At 40.3% G+C, this 14,802-nt stretch carries 12 protein-coding genes; 5 read left to right on the top strand and 7 right to left on the bottom strand.

From position 1 onward, the window contains the following. Window positions 1–447: 447 nt before the first annotated feature. The 4 genes from I6J02_RS04710 to I6J02_RS04695 are packed head-to-tail and all read left to right on the top strand — an operon-like array spanning window position 448 to window position 8,193. Window positions 448–3,678, top strand: a complete 3,231-nt coding sequence (locus I6J02_RS04710) for a SusC/RagA family TonB-linked outer membrane protein (RefSeq protein ID WP_201680665.1) — start codon at window positions 448–450, stop codon at window positions 3,676–3,678. A gap of 11 nt (window positions 3,679–3,689) precedes the next feature. After that, complete coding sequence (locus I6J02_RS04705) at window positions 3,690–5,498, top strand: RagB/SusD family nutrient uptake outer membrane protein (protein ID WP_201680664.1); 1,809 nt, start codon at window positions 3,690–3,692, stop codon at window positions 5,496–5,498. After that, window positions 5,498–7,021: a sialate O-acetylesterase gene (locus I6J02_RS04700; protein WP_201680663.1), complete on the top strand. Its 1,524-nt coding sequence runs from the start codon at window positions 5,498–5,500 to the stop codon at window positions 7,019–7,021. The genes I6J02_RS04705 and I6J02_RS04700 overlap by 1 nt, the downstream gene beginning before the upstream one ends. A gap of 11 nt (window positions 7,022–7,032) precedes the next feature. Beyond that, a complete protein-coding gene (locus I6J02_RS04695) occupies window positions 7,033–8,193 on the top strand; it encodes a glycoside hydrolase family 105 protein (RefSeq protein ID WP_201680662.1) in 1,161 nt (386 codons plus the stop codon). 61 nt (window positions 8,194–8,254) lie between these two features. On the opposite strand, the gene I6J02_RS04690 is transcribed toward I6J02_RS04695, so the two are convergent. From I6J02_RS04690 to I6J02_RS04680, 3 genes are all read right to left on the bottom strand, one after another. After that, window positions 8,255–8,836 carry a DUF4136 domain-containing protein gene (locus tag I6J02_RS04690; protein WP_003000704.1) on the bottom strand — a complete coding sequence of 194 codons (582 nt, stop codon included), beginning with the start codon at window positions 8,834–8,836 and terminating at the stop codon, window positions 8,255–8,257. A 61-nt stretch (window positions 8,837–8,897) separates the two neighbouring features. Further along, the gene (locus tag I6J02_RS04685; protein WP_201680661.1) at window positions 8,898–10,538 is read right to left on the bottom strand and encodes an NAD+ synthase; all 1,641 of its coding nucleotides are present in this window, start codon (window positions 10,536–10,538) and stop codon (window positions 8,898–8,900) included. A 13-nt stretch (window positions 10,539–10,551) separates the two neighbouring features. Next, the gene (locus I6J02_RS04680; protein WP_201680660.1) at window positions 10,552–11,181 is read right to left on the bottom strand and encodes a porin family protein; all 630 of its coding nucleotides are present in this window, start codon (window positions 11,179–11,181) and stop codon (window positions 10,552–10,554) included. A gap of 68 nt (window positions 11,182–11,249) precedes the next feature. On the opposite strand from I6J02_RS04680, the gene gldB reads away from it, so the two are divergent. After that, entirely contained in the window at window positions 11,250–12,293 is a 1,044-nt protein-coding gene (gldB, locus tag I6J02_RS04675) for a gliding motility lipoprotein GldB (RefSeq protein WP_201680659.1), read from the top strand. Between the two features lie 59 nt (window positions 12,294–12,352). Here the strand turns inward: gldB and I6J02_RS04670 are convergent, their stop codons facing one another. The 4 genes from I6J02_RS04670 to I6J02_RS04655 all read right to left on the bottom strand — a co-directional run bounded on the left by I6J02_RS04670 (window position 12,353) and on the right by I6J02_RS04655 (window position 14,791). After that, window positions 12,353–12,940: an FKBP-type peptidyl-prolyl cis-trans isomerase gene (locus I6J02_RS04670; protein ID WP_236582291.1), complete on the bottom strand. Its 588-nt coding sequence runs from the start codon at window positions 12,938–12,940 to the stop codon at window positions 12,353–12,355. An 8-nt stretch (window positions 12,941–12,948) separates the two neighbouring features. Next, window positions 12,949–13,587, bottom strand: a complete 639-nt coding sequence (locus tag I6J02_RS04665; protein WP_003011357.1) for an FKBP-type peptidyl-prolyl cis-trans isomerase — start codon at window positions 13,585–13,587, stop codon at window positions 12,949–12,951. Between the two features lie 46 nt (window positions 13,588–13,633). Further along, on the bottom strand, window positions 13,634–14,239 hold the full coding sequence (locus I6J02_RS04660; protein WP_201680658.1) for an FKBP-type peptidyl-prolyl cis-trans isomerase: 606 nt from the start codon (window positions 14,237–14,239) through the stop codon (window positions 13,634–13,636). Between the two features lie 84 nt (window positions 14,240–14,323). Next, window positions 14,324–14,791, bottom strand: coding sequence for a thioredoxin family protein (locus I6J02_RS04655; protein WP_201680657.1), 468 nt, complete (start codon window positions 14,789–14,791; stop codon window positions 14,324–14,326). Window positions 14,792–14,802: the final 11 nt, after the last annotated feature.

The raw sequence follows: 14,802 nt of genomic DNA, 5'->3' as shown, positions 1-14,802 counted from the left end.
AGTGTTCATGGGGTCTCTCTTTTTGTTGTTAAAACATTTAAAATCAATCATTACCGGTATATGTAAATGCCGGTCTGTAGATATTCTTATCTATATTTCTTCTGTTTAGCCCTTCCGGTTTCTGCCTGTTTGAAATACGTTTCAGGATAGGTCAGGATAGTTGTGCTTTTTGGTTTTACTAAGTTTGGATTAACCAATCTATAATTTCGTAATGGAACCAACAAGTATAAACCGGAGTGAGGTCGTGTATGCTGATAATTATAACCGTCAGTACCCTTTCCCCTTTTCTTATTATTAAAATATAACGATGAAACAGCAGCTCATGTTGATTTTTCATTGTGCTGACAGCTAATGCCTTATCAGGATATATGTAATAAAATAGAATAGCGTAAAATAAAAGAGCTATATTTTAGCTCCTACAGAAAAATAGAAACCGTATACCAGCTTATGAAAAATATGCTTTTTTTAAGAGCGATCTTATGTGCCTTTCTTGCGTTTGTAATGACAGGAATAAGTGTTGCACAAACTTCAGATATTGTTACCGGAAGGATTGTCGATGAGAATAATCAACCCATCGGAGGAGCTACTGTTGCCGTAGTAGGCACCAATGTAGCTGTTACGACCGGCAGGGACGGCAAGTTTTCCATTCAGGTAAAACAAAATACCAATCTCCGATTTACATACGTAGGATTTGAAACAAAAGATGCTGTAGCCAATACACAGAGTCCTATGGAAATTGTATTGCAATCTGCCAATAATGAACTCGATGAGATTGTAGTCATCGGTTACGGTACAGCCCGTAAACGGGATCTCACAGGAGCTGTCGGTACAGTAAAAAACAGTGATATCCGCAATGTACCTGTTACTACAGCTGCACAGGCTATTACCGGTAAAGTGGCAGGGGTCAATGTGGTGACACAAAGTGGCGCTCCCGGAGCTGCAATTAATATTACTGTAAGAGGAGGAACTTCTATTACCGGATCGACCACGCCACTCTACATTGTCGATGGTTTTGTGATGGAAGATGCACTGATGAAGATCGATGTAAATGATATCGAAAGTATTGACATCCTCAAAGATGCATCAGCCTCAGCAATCTACGGTTCCCGCGGAGCTAATGGGGTTATCCTGATCTCCACCAAATCAGGAAAAGCCGGACGTACCAATATTGATTATAACGGATATGCAAGTTTTGAAAAGCTCAGCAAAAAACTGGACTTACTGAATATTGAAGATTATGTGAAATACCAGTATGAATTTCAAACATTAGGAGGCAAACAGCAACAATTTGCCAATATGTTTGGAGGAGATGTCAATGCTGCGGATTTTGCTTCAGGAGCGTATGCAAGAATCCAGCGTGATTATGGCAGCAGACCGGGCATCGACTGGCAGGATGAGGTGTTTGGAGGACAGGCGATTTTACAGAATCATAATCTGAATATCAACGGAGGTAATGAAAAGACAAAACTCATGCTGACCTTTAATAATACCAGTCAGGATGGTATTCTGGCAAAATCCGGGTTTCGCAGAAACAGTGTTCGTGCAAAAGTAAATCACGAGCTTTTAAAAGGTGTGAATCTGGACTTTAACTCCCTGTTTCAGGATGCCAATACCGACGGTGACGGCTCTTTAGGAGGCATGTTAAAAATGTCTATTCTTCAGCCTGCAACCGGTGGAATTCGTTTCACAAATGAGCAATTAATTAATTCGGATATAGCCGAAGATCTTCAGGCATTGGATTCGCAATACGATATTTATAACCCGATTATTACGAATGACGCTATTACCCGTAACAAAGTAGCCCGTTTAGCCAATCTGAATTTAGGGCTTACAGTAAATTTTCTGGAAAATTTCACTTTTAGAAGTTCAGGCGCATATCAGTGGAATCAAACCCGTAAAGATTATTGGGATGACGGACGTACCGTCACCGCACGCAACAATGGAGGGCCGTACGGAAGCCGTTCCAATGCAGAAGGCTATCAGTGGCAATTGACCAACACTTTGTCCTGGATTAAAACATTTGGTAAGCACAATCTTAATCTATTGGCAGGACATGAGATTCTGTATTCCAAGGATCTGAGTGTAGGACACACTTATTATGGATTCCCTTCCAGTAATTTTGGTTTGAATGATGTCTCTTTAGCATCCCGTATCGAAAGAGCAGATACAGATGAAGGACGATACGGTCTGGTTTCAGGTTTTGCACGTGCTATGTATAATTATGACGATCGTTATTTAGTAACCGGAACGATCCGCGCAGATGGTGTATCCAGATTCAGAAAAGGAAATCAGTGGGGTACTTTCCCTTCCGTGTCTGCAGCCTGGAATATTCATAACGAAAGTTTTATGAAAGACGGCAGTTTCTTTAACCAATTAAAACTCCGTGCAGGTTATGGGACTACCGGAAATGATAAGATCAGTAATACCAGTTATGCGACACTTTACGGATCCACAGTCGTTGCTGTAAATAATACGCAGGTTATTGGTCTCAAGCCAGGTACAACATTAGGAAATCCGGATCTGGTATGGGAGAAAACACAGACCAGTAATATCGCATTGGATATGTCATTCTTAGATAACAGAGTCAATCTGACAACAGACTTCTATAATAACGAGTCCAAAAATCTGTTGGTTCGGGCCAATATTCCTACATCAACAGGTTACTCGTATCAGTTTCAGAACATAGCTGCATTGAGAAACAGAGGAGTGGAAGTAACATTGAACACGGTTAATATCAAGAAGGCAGATTTCCAATGGCAGACCAGTTTTAATATTACATTCAACAAGTCCAGGACAAAAGCTTTATTCGGAACCAGTGGCAATGATTATCTCATTACAAATCTGAGTTCAAGAGTTGACTTTATGACGCAGGTAGGGGAGTCTGTCGGTAAATTCTACGGTTATAAATATGATGGCGTATATACAACAGATGATTTTAATCAGAATCCGGACGGATCATACAGTTTAAAAAATGGAGTCGCTTCTCTGAAAGGCAAGAACCGGGCAACTATCAAACCGGGAGATGTCAAGTATTTGCCAACAGCAGGAGAAACAGATGCCAACGGCAACCCAGTCTGGTCTACTAATGACAGAACAGTTATTGGTAATCCTGAGCCTAAATATTTCGGAGGTATGAACAATGCTTTCTCTTATAAGAATTTTGATTTAAGTGTATTTGTGAACTTTGCCTATGGTAATCAGGCGTTCAATATGAATACGCAGCGCTTTATGGGGCCATACCTGCCGAATCAGAATTCATTGTCTGTAATGGCTTCCCGGTTTACACTTATAGATCCGGCAACAGGATTAGAAACCAAAGATCTGAGCCGTCTGGCAGCATTAAATCCGGATCAGCACAGTAAAGATCAGGTCTGGAGTCTCAATTCAGGGAATAATATAGCCATTAGTGATGCCCTGGATTACTATCTGGAAGATGCCTCATTCCTACGGATCAACAATATTACGTTTGGTTACACTTTACCGGCTACGGTTTCCAAAAAAGCATTTATCAATAAATTACGTGTTTACCTGACATTGAATAACATCCATACGTTTACCAAATATTCCGGATATGATCCAGAAGTATCAGCAAGTTCTTCTATCCTGACAAGAGGAGTGGATAACTCAGCTTATCCTAGAGCAAAAAGTGTGGTAGCAGGAGTTAATTTAACATTTTAAGATTTAGCGTCATGAAAAAATTAGTCTATATAATCAGTATCTCTGCGGCATTATTCTCCACTTCATGCAAAGATTGGTTAGATCTGCCTTCACAAAGTGATTTTGATAGTTCCAATATCTTTGAAAATGTACCCCGTGTCGAGATGGCGGTATTAGGAGCATACACCAGTACATTTAATAACGAATTGTATTATCAGTTTGGAATGGGTACGGATGAATGTTTCTCTACGGAGGGGGAAACAAACTCTAAAAATCAAGTCTCCAATTATGTATATAATCCGGCGACAAGTCCCTCTTCTACATATACAGCTATGTTTTCGGGAGTAGAGCAGGTCAATGTGATCATTCGTAATATCCCGTTGATGACAAATGTTGCAGAATCTGAAAAAACCAGGCTGAATATGCTGCTTGGAGAAGCTTATGCTATCCGTGCAAAAAATATGCTGAATGTAGTGCGTTATTTTGGAGATGTACCTTATCCCAAGATTCCGGTGATAGAAGCCGATAGTTATGCCTCTTCACGTGTGAGCAGAGACACTATTATGGACGGATGTATTGAAGATCTGCAAAAGGCAATAACACTACTGCCCTGGAAAAGTGAATCAGGGGTAACCTCTGAACGTATCACGAAAAATGTAGCTTATGGACTTCTGGCACGTACAGCCTTGTATGCAGCCGGTTATTCGTTAAGATGGGATCTGAATTCCTATTCACCGGGAAGTGTACAGCTGGCCAGAAGAGCAGATACACAACGTATTCAACAGTTGTATCAGATCGCACGGGATGCCTGTGAAGAAGTAGTGAAAAGAGGCGAAAATGATCTTATAGATTATGAAACGGTTTTCCGGGATCTGATCAATGGTCGTTACAACAGAGAATCCATGTTGGAATATGGTCAGTTAGGTTTAGACCGTAATGAGGCACAGGTAGGATACACCAATGGAATCTTTGCGCACCAAAATTCATTCTATGGCAAGGCTCAACCTGCAATGGCCGTTCTTCCGACCTACTATTTTGATTTCAAAGAGGGAGATAGCCGCAGGGATGTCGCGATCAGTAATTATGCTATTACAGCAGACAATCTGCATCAGATGAATACATATTCCAGCAATACCATTGGCAAATTCAGAGTAAACTGGAAATCTGAAAAAGGTCCTGCGGTTAATAAAAGAGATATCAACTGGATAGAACTGCGTTATTCGGATATATTACTGATGTATGCTGAAGCTGAAAATGAACTGAATCAGGCACCTACAGCTACAGCGAAGCAAATGTTGGAAAAAGTCAGATTAAGAGCTTTTAAAGGTGATGCCGGTAAAATCGGAACGACACCAGCCTCTTATCAGGAATTCAAAAACGCTATTATTGAAGAAAGAAAACTCGAGCTCGGATTTGAAGGATGGAGAAGAACAGATCTGATCAGATGGGGTATTTTATTTGAAAAACTTACAGAAACCAAACAACAAGTTCTGGATCTTGCCGGTAAAAAGGGCCGTTTTGCAAATGTAGATCTGTACAGAGCCTACAAAAAAACCTCTGCAACCACGTTCAACGATCCTTTGGTTGCATGTACCTATATTTCTTTCAAAGCAGCACCTACCGCCACAGAAAGAACCCAGTTGCAAAATGAAGGATATACAATCCTGGAAATGCACAGCAATGTTGCGGCGTTCTTTGCCAATGCGCTTACACCAACAGCGACATGGGTAGGTAACCTTTACAGAGGATTGGAAAAAAATAAAGTAGAACTTTTCCCGTTGAGTACCAAGACTATTGATGATAATCCGGGATTACGCGGACAGCAACACCCGCTTTACTAATGCTGAACATGAAAATTGCTGTTTTAAAATATGTGCTGATCTGCCTTGCATTTGTCCTGTTGGATATTTGCAAGGCAGATATCAGGCTGCCTGCACTTCTGTCTGACAATATGCTTTTACAGCAAAGTACGAAGGTCAGACTATGGGGAAGTGCGGACCCTGGTGAGCAGATAACGGTAAAGCCATCCTGGACGAAAGAAACTGTTAGAACAACTGCAGATCATGCCGGGAAATGGACGCTCACGATAAAAACACCCAAAGCCTCTGACAAAACATATGAATTACTGTTTAAGGGAAACAACGAGGTCAGTATTCGTAATATACTGATCGGTGAGGTCTGGCTCTGTTCGGGACAGTCCAATATGGATTTTCCGGTAGCAAAATCAACAGGCTGGAGAACTGGAATTCTGGATGAAGAGCAACATATGAAAGAAGCAGATTTTCCGGAAATCCGTTTATTTCATGTCCGGCAGACCTTATCCCCTAAAGTGCCTTTAGAAGACTGTGAAGGAGAGTGGATGATTTGTAATCCGGATAATTTAAAAGAGTTTTCAGCCGTAGCTTTTTTCTTCGGTCGTAAAATATACAGACAGACCAAATTGCCTGTAGGATTGATACAGACAACCTGGGGAGGTACACATGCAGAGTCCTGGACGCCAATGTCATCCATGCAGCATAACCCCGTGTACAGTACATTGATTGAAGAACAAAATAAAGCCGAGCAAAGTTATCCACAGGACAGCCTGGTCTATCAGAAAGCACTTAAGCATTATGAAGAGGCAAAAAATAAAGGCCAGCAGCTACCCAAAAAACCAAAAGAACCTCTAGGAATATACCATAATAAGGCACTGGCTACACTATGGAATGGAATGGTCAATCCCCTTGTCCCGTATACTATAAAGGGAGTAATCTGGTATCAGGGAGAATCCAATTCAGTCAGATATCAGGACTATCAGCAGGTTTTCAGCAATATGATTCAAAGCTGGCGGAAGGCATGGAAACAAAAAGATATGCCTTTCTATTTTGTGCAGATCGCTCCGCACTACAAGCAGCCACCGGAGATCAGAGAAGCACAACTGAAAACCTGGCAGGCGGTGCAAAACACAGGGATGGTCGTCATTACCGATGTAGGAGATTCTACGGATATACACCCCCGCAATAAGCAGGTGCCCGGAGAAAGATTGGCAAACTGGGCTTTAGCTAAAGAATATAAGATTCCGGTAGCGTATGCAGGACCACTGTACAGGAAAAAGAAAATACAGAAAGATAAGATCATTCTTACTTTTGATTATGCCAGCAAGGGATTCTTATCAGACAGCAAAGAAATTAAAGGTTTTGAAATTGCCGGTGCAGATCAGCATTATTATCCCGCTACCGCTTCAGTTCAGGGAACTCAGGTGCAGGTAAGCAGCGAACAGGTTAAACAACCCCTGTATGTCCGATACGCCTGGGGGAAATATAAGCCCGGAAATCTTTACAATGCAGAAGGCTTGCCTGCAAGTCCATTTCGTACAGATAATTAAAAAACAAGCTTATGAGTAGAATAGGAATGTATTTGCTGATCGTATTATTGCTGACAGGTTCTTTTGTTTCGGCACAGAAAACGTATCAGAAATTTGCGGATTCAGAGATAAAAAGATTTCCCCAGGCCTGGCAGCTGGATCATGGCAAACGCCTTTACTTTGGATATGGTCAGGGGCTTGCCTGTCTGGCGATGTTAGAGGTATGGAATGCGACTAAGGATAAAAAGTATCTCGATTATGTAGAAAAATGGGCGGATACGATTATCAATGAAAAAGGAGAGATTCACTTGTATAAAGTCGAAACCTATAATCTGGACTACATCAATCCGGGAAAAATCCTTTTTGAACTCTATAAACAAACACATAAAGAGAAATACAAGTTAGCTATGGACCGGTTGATTCATCAGCTGGAAGTACATCCCCGCACATTAGAAGGAGCATTCTGGCACAAGCTGACTTACCAGCATCAGATCTGGTTAGACGGTTTGTACATGGCTTCCCCTTTTTTAGCGCAGTATGGAAAGGAATTTAACAGACCTGAACTGATCGATGATGCCATTAACCAATTCCTGATCTGTGCAAAACATACCTATGATCCGGCTACAGGATTGTACTATCATGGTTGGGATGAGAGCAAACAGCAACGATGGGCAAATAAAGAAACAGGTCAGTCGCCAAGTTTCTGGGGCAGAAGCATAGGCTGGTGGTTTATGGCATTGGTAGATGTATTGGATTATGTGCCAGCTGATCATCCTAAAAGAGCGGAATTATTGAAAATAACAGATCAATTGTCCGCCACGCTGATAAAATATCAGGATACGCAGGGACTTTGGTCTCAGATCATTGACAAGAGTAAGCAGGAGGGAAATTATCAGGAATCGTCAGTCTCCGCTATGTTGATGTATGCTTATGCTAAAGGAGTCAATAAAGGATATATCAATTTGCGTTATAAAGGAATTGCTGAAAAGGCCTATAAAGGCTTAATGGAACAATTAATCGTTACAGAGCCCAATGGTAATCTTACATTGACCAAATGCTGTGCCGTGGCCGGTTTGGGCGGAAATCCTTATCGGGATGGTAGTTATTCTTACTATATTAATGAGCGTATCCGGGATAATGATGCTAAAGCCAACGGGCCTTTTATCATGGGCTGCGTAGCCTTGAATAAATAAAAAAAGAGGGGTGATTATCATTGATAATCACCCCTCTTTCAGTCAATACTTTATATAGACCTTATTTTTTAAGTTGAAGAGGATATTGTTTCATAATACCTGATACAACTTTTGGAAGTTTATTGATTGCTGTTTCCGGATTATCGATTTCATTAGAACCTCTCGCCTGCCACACCACAGTATTTGTTTTTCTGTCTATCGCTTCGATAATCAGGTGGCTGTAACGGTAACGTTCTTTTCCGACAGGATAAGAATATCCACCATATAATCCCCATGGTCTGTAGAATCCCCAGGGACCACCCCAGCCCCATCCCCAGCCCATTCCCCAATAAGAGCTTCCGTATACCAGACGGCTTTTATTGTTGACGATAGTGACATAACGAAACAAAATGTCCGGATTTTCTTTGCTGTAGGTAAGGCCTCTTGCTTCGATCTCTTTATTTGCCGTACTCATAATATTGCTCTTCGCAATATCATTATTATAGTAGTTTTTTGAAAGAGAATCGATCGGAGGTAACCATCCGTAAGTTTTGTATTGACTGAAATCTAAGTCTTGTACTCGCGTCGTATTGTACTTATACGAAGAACAGGATGCAAACACAATAATGAATCCTAAAGCGAGGAAATATAATAGCTTTTTCATAATAATAACACTCAAGTATCTGTAAGACAATCTTAGTCTTAAAAGGTTTAATTATAAACGATTAAAAAGAATATTTTGCGACAAGAGGCATAGATCTTCCGCTTCCGAATGCTTTCGGACTCACTCTTAAAATAGGAGGTGCCTGAAATCTTTTGAATTCAGCATTGTTAACCAGTTTGCTTATCCGAAGAACCAATGCCTCATCAAACCCTGTTTTCACTACTTCTGAGCCTGATTTTTCCAGTTCGATCAGCTGATATAAAACAGCATCCAGTATATCATAGGGTGGTAATGAATCCGAATCTTTCTGATCAGGACGCAATTCTGCTGATGGTGGTTTGACAATAGTATGCTGTGGAATAATCTCCCGTTCTCTATTGATATATTTTGCCAGATCGTAAGCCTGAGTCTTGTAGACATCCCCGATTACACTGATAGAGCCTGCCATATCTCCGTATAATGTTCCATAGCCAACGGCTGCTTCACTCTTATTGGATGTGTTGAGTACAATATGGCCCAGTTTGTTTGAGATGGCCATCAAGAGAGTTCCTCTGGTACGGGCCTGTATATTTTCTTCTGTTGTATCCGGCTGTAATCCTTCAAAAGCTATACTAAGCGTACCTTCAAAGGCCTGAGCGACATCCTTGATCGGAATAATATGATGTTTACAACCCGTGTTTTTCACAAGATCCAAAGCATCTTTGAGCGAATGATCTGAAGAGTAAACGGATGGCATCAATATAGCCAGAACGTTTTCTGCTCCGATAGCTTCGCACGCCAGAGCAGCTACAACTGCAGAATCCAGCCCGCCCGAAAGACCCAGGGTTGCTTTTTTAAATCCGGATTTCTGAAAGTAATCACGCAATCCAAGGATCAGTGCTTCATGGATCAACGCAATCTCAGCATGCTCGCTTGTTATTGAGCTGTTTGCAGATATTAAATCGCCTTTTTCTAATGTTACAACCTGCAAATCTTCTTCAAACTTTCCAAGTTCCTGTACAATCTCACCACTCTTATTCAGTGCCAGCGAGCGTCCGTCAAAGATAATATCCATATGAGCTCCGACCTGATTGACATAGAGTAACGGGCAATTAGCCCGTGCTACCTGCTTGCGCAATACCGTTAACCTATTTTCAAAGTGTGTATACGAAAACGGAGATGCAGCTATATTCACGATCAGGGTGGGGTTTTCACGGAGCAATTCTTCCATAGGATCACCGACGTAAGAATTAGAACTGTCATCATCCCAGAGGTCTTCGCATACCGTAAGGGCTATAGTTTCTCCCTTAAATTGGAAGCAGTTAAAATGACGGGAAGGTTCAAAATAGCGATATTCATCAAATACATCGTAGTCTGGCAATAAACCCTTTTTACTGATATGTGATACTTTACCATCTGCTATAAATACAGCACCGTTATAAAGTGATTTTCCCTCAGGGTCCGTATTGCGTACCGGCGCACCAATAATGCAGGCAATATCATGACAATGTGCAGCGATCAGGTCGATTGCATCAGCACAGTTTTGGATAAATACGGCATTGCGGAGTAAATCCTTGGCCGGATATCCTCCGATAGCCAGCTCCGCAAAAATAATCAGATCTGCCTGTTGTTCTTTTGCCTGGGTAATCGTATGTATAATCGCAGAATTGTTTTTTTCGAAATTCCCGATGTGATAATTCAGTTGAGCTAACGCTATTTTCATAAAATTGAAAGATCTAAAAAAGTAAACCGAGATTTAAACCTAAATATGAAGCTTTTGGTTTTCCCTCATTAAAAGCTTTAGTAAAGCCATTGTTATAAGACAGACCGGTAATAATGGAAAGATTATTATCAAACCTCCATTCCAAACCTCCTCCGATCAGTAAACCCAGTCTCAGTAAGCTGGAACCATCCACTCCGGTAGACTTGTCTGTGCCATCAAGAGACTCTTTACTGGAGACTTTTATACCAGTTGTAAAACCAAACTGCCCGTAAAACCGACGACTGTTTATATCAGAAGTCTTCATCTTCAAAGTCAGAGGAATCTCTGCATATTGTAAACGGACGTCCTTGTTTGGGAAAGAAGAATTTTGCGGGTATTCCAACCTGCCTTTGATGGTATTAATCTGCAAACCGGTTGAAAAATAGTAATTGTGGGCGAAGCCGATGTCGGCAATAAGTCCATAGGAAAATCCGGCTTTGGATTTTCCGTCTACATTGCTGTCTTCATCAAACCGGAACAGGCCCATATTTGGATTTACAGTAAGACCTAATGAGATATTTCTATCTCCATACCCCTGAGCAAATGCTCCGGAGCTACATAGAACGAATAAACTGATCAGTAAGTAACGGAATGTAAGTGTCATATTCAATACGGAGTCGGTTTTGTAATTATTTATGCTTTATTTTGAAAAAAACTAAAAATTAGAGAATAATGCTGAAATTCCCTCATTCTACACAAATCTATCTCTTTTTTTTCATACTTACTTTTCTTTCCTGTAAAGAACGGGCCGGTAATGATATTGATACGTCTAAAATTGACATAAATATTAAAATTGAACGGTTTGATCAGGATTTTAGTCAGCTGGATTCTACTCAGGTATTGCAGCAAAATGCCATATGGCAGAAAAAATACGGTCAGTTTTACACAGATTATATTCAGTTGATGTTGCATGCCGGAAACCCTGCGGATTCTTTATCTGTGCAGCGCAATTTGCGAACGATTTCCCGTCAACCTGATTTTAAAGCACTGAGCACTTCCGTTGCAAAAGTATTTCCGGACCTGAAAAAACAGGAAGAAGGATTGACGGAGGCTTTTAAAAGAATGAAATACTTCTTTCCTGAATTACATACGCCACGCTTTATCTCTTTCTATTCCGGATTTGAAGTACAGACACCCATCGGTGAAGATTACATCGGGATAGGTCTGGATATGTTTCTGGGAAGTAACTCTGAGTTCTATCCGGCTCTGGTATCAACTATTCCACTCTATATTTCGAAAAGGTTTACTCCTGAAAATATTGTTCCGCGCGTGACAGAGAGTTTTATTCGGGAAGAACTGTATCCGCAACAGGAGGGCGATGTAAATACATTGCAGCATATGATCTATCAGGGCAAAATTCTGTATGCAATGGATCAGGTAATGCCGGATGTCGCAGACAGCCTCAAAATCGGGTATAGTGCACAACAGATGAAATGGGCAGAGGCTTATGAAAAAGAAATCTGGGCCTGGTTTATACAGGAAGAACTGTTGTATAATACAGATTATCTGCGTATTCAGAAATATTTTGCGGAAGCGCCTTTTACCCCTGAGTTAGGTGAAAATAATGAATCTGCACCAAAACTCGGAAGCTACATCGGATGGCAAATTGTCCGTAAATATATGAACAAACATCCCGAATCAGACCTCAAAAAACTGTTTGCTATAAAGGATGCTCAATTGATTCTGGATGAGTCGAAGTACAAGGGGAGTAAATAAAACAAGGAAGCCACATTTTAATGTGGCTTCCTTGTTTATTTCAAAGCGGATAAAAGATCTTAATCTTTTATATCCAATAGTTCTATTGTAAAATCAAGCGGAGCATCTTCAGGGACTTTTCCGACAGTCTGATGTCCGTAAGCCCATAAGGACGGTGTTACAAGACGAATTTTAGCACCCTTTTGCAATCCGTTTACAGTAAGACCATTCAGGTTATATTCTCCTATTTTTTTAGGAAAGAAAGCATATAACCAGGCATTGATAACGGACTTGGCACCTGTATTCAGATTGGCTCCTACGAGCATATTCGTACCTGTATCAGCTACAGATTTATCGATCTCTACACCGTTTGTAAGACGTGCGGAATATTTCACCTTCACATTTGCCTGTATAAGTTTTGAATTTGCGGTGTCTTTGACTTTATACGTGTAACTTCCTGCGGTTCCGCTTTCCAGTACCTTATACCAGATGCCGGTTACACTGTCATACACAGCTTCCGGAAACTTTTCAGTCACATATGCTTTGATAATAGGTTTTTCCTCTTCAAAACGTTTTTTAGGATCAAAGAAATCACCGTCATCCATACAGGAAGTAAATCCGATAATGGAAATTACCATTAATAGTATACCGTATCCTATTCTTTTCATGGATGAGCTTATTTGATATCTACGACTTCTATTTCATATACAATCGGAGAGTTTGCGGCAATTTTTACATTACCATCTTTATCTTTCACTTCTTTAGTATCATACACCCAAGGTGAAGGGGAGATAAAGCGGATTTGAGAATTTTTCTTTAATCCATTAGCTGTTAATCCTCCGATTTTTACATCCTGATTGTTGTAGGAAAGTGTTTTTGGTAAGAATGCTGTATGCCAAGCGTACGGACGATTAGATAACAGATATGTAGTCGTTTTATCAGTTTCAGTCTGATCTGTTACAGTACCATTGATCAATTTCTCTTTAAATTTAACAGTTACCTCAGGCGCTACAATTCCATTCCCCATAGAATTAAATCTATACGTATAAGAACTTGCTTCTCCTTCTGTAATGACTTGATACCAGATTCCTGTTGCTGTATCTAATTTAGCATTTGTGAAATTTGTTTCAGCATATGATTTTAACTGAGGAGCCTGATTTGCAATTATTCCTTTAATTCTTGCATTCTCAATAGAATCTTTGATTCTCTGCTCTTCAATTAATTTGTTCCAATCTGTATCATCACTCTTGTTACAAGACGCAAAAATAAAGGTTCCCACTAATCCAATAGCGATAATTCTAAATACATTTTTCATTGTTTGTGTTGTGTTGTGTATATGTTGTACTAAATGTGTGTTCTACTTATTTACTGTCTTTATATTCCATTTTTATAACTTCTATAGTGTAGTCCAGTGGCGAATTGGCCGGAACCTGACCTACAGTCATATTGCCATAGGCATAATAAGATGGTGTTACAAACCGGATAATACTTCCGGTTTTGAGTCCGTTGCGGGTTAATCCTCTGATCTGCGTAGTCACACCGCTTATTTCATAAGGGAGGAACGCCAATTGCCATGATGCTGGCTGTTGTGCGAGAGAAACGGCAATACCTGTCTCTGTCTGATTATTCTGAACGACAGATCCGGTCAATAGTTTTCCGGTAAACTTCACGGTAACAGTCGGTGCAAGTGCCCGTACAACAGATTGACCTGTATTCGGATCCGACACTGTTTCCGTCTTATACTGGAAGTTCTCTCCTTCTCCTTCTTCAATAAGTTCAAACCAGATTCCGGTTGTATCTTTCTTAGCGGTAGGGAAATTGGTTCTTATGTAACTCTGGATATCAACGGATTCTTTTTGGTATTGTTCGTAGTCATTAAAGACATCATCATCTTTGATACAGGACGCAAACAGGCTTATTGTAGCCAGTCCCATAATCAGTAATTTTCCTAAACTTTTCGCAGTCATTTTTTTAAGTATAATAAGTCAGTCGAAGCCTTATCGATTAATTAGACGTAAGATACCGAATTATTGCTACATTAAATGTTAAAATTATTTAACATATTTTAATAACTCTTTGCTGCTTAGGTATTTGTTTGTGTTTTTTTTAATGGAAAAATCATTTTTTAACAGAATCAGCTGGGGGAAGATGAGTTTTTTACGGGGAGAATTGAAGAGTAAAGCCACCTCATGAAAATGTCCGGGAGCTTTATGTTTAGAAGCATTTTTAAGCAATTGACCGTCGAAGGTTACAGAGCTAATGCTTTCTGCGTCAAATCTGACAGCATAGTAATGTGTATTAATGTAACGGACAATATCAGGATCCTGAAATCCTTCTTTCATCATTTTATGACAATAAGAGCACCAGTCCGTGTAGAAAAATAACAAAGTTTCTTTAGGTTGGGCATCTAAAGAATCAGAAAGCTGCTCAAAAGTAAGCCAGTTAATTTCCTGTTTGGTCTGCGCATGCACGCTGACCAAACAGGGAAGAAATAAGATATTTAAGAGCAATGCTTTCATTTTCTTTGTAA

The organism is Sphingobacterium spiritivorum, assembly GCF_016725325.1.
Lineage (GTDB): Bacteria > Bacteroidota > Bacteroidia > Sphingobacteriales > Sphingobacteriaceae > Sphingobacterium.
The sequence above is the reverse complement of the archived record's forward strand: the minus strand, read 5'-3'. Positions and strand labels throughout refer to the sequence as shown.

What these genes read in the sequence shown, in the direction of transcription:
- I6J02_RS04685 (WP_201680661.1), bottom strand. Translation starts at nt 10,538, where the DNA reads ATGAAAATAGCGTTAGCTCAACTGAATTATCACATCGGGAATTTCGAA.
- I6J02_RS04695 (WP_201680662.1), top strand. Translation starts at nt 7,033, where the DNA reads ATGAGTAGAATAGGAATGTATTTGCTGATCGTATTATTGCTGACAGGT.
- I6J02_RS04700 (WP_201680663.1), top strand. Translation starts at nt 5,498, where the DNA reads ATGCTGAACATGAAAATTGCTGTTTTAAAATATGTGCTGATCTGCCTT.
- I6J02_RS04655 (WP_201680657.1), bottom strand. Translation starts at nt 14,791, where the DNA reads ATGAAAGCATTGCTCTTAAATATCTTATTTCTTCCCTGTTTGGTCAGC.
- I6J02_RS04665 (WP_003011357.1), bottom strand. Translation starts at nt 13,587, where the DNA reads ATGAAAAATGTATTTAGAATTATCGCTATTGGATTAGTGGGAACCTTT.
- gldB (WP_201680659.1), top strand. Translation starts at nt 11,250, where the DNA reads ATGCTGAAATTCCCTCATTCTACACAAATCTATCTCTTTTTTTTCATA.
- I6J02_RS04690 (WP_003000704.1), bottom strand. Translation starts at nt 8,836, where the DNA reads ATGAAAAAGCTATTATATTTCCTCGCTTTAGGATTCATTATTGTGTTT.
- I6J02_RS04710 (WP_201680665.1), top strand. Translation starts at nt 448, where the DNA reads ATGAAAAATATGCTTTTTTTAAGAGCGATCTTATGTGCCTTTCTTGCG.
- I6J02_RS04670 (WP_236582291.1), bottom strand. Translation starts at nt 12,940, where the DNA reads ATGAAAAGAATAGGATACGGTATACTATTAATGGTAATTTCCATTATC.
- I6J02_RS04705 (WP_201680664.1), top strand. Translation starts at nt 3,690, where the DNA reads ATGAAAAAATTAGTCTATATAATCAGTATCTCTGCGGCATTATTCTCC.
- I6J02_RS04680 (WP_201680660.1), bottom strand. Translation starts at nt 11,181, where the DNA reads ATGACACTTACATTCCGTTACTTACTGATCAGTTTATTCGTTCTATGT.
- I6J02_RS04660 (WP_201680658.1), bottom strand. Translation starts at nt 14,239, where the DNA reads ATGACTGCGAAAAGTTTAGGAAAATTACTGATTATGGGACTGGCTACA.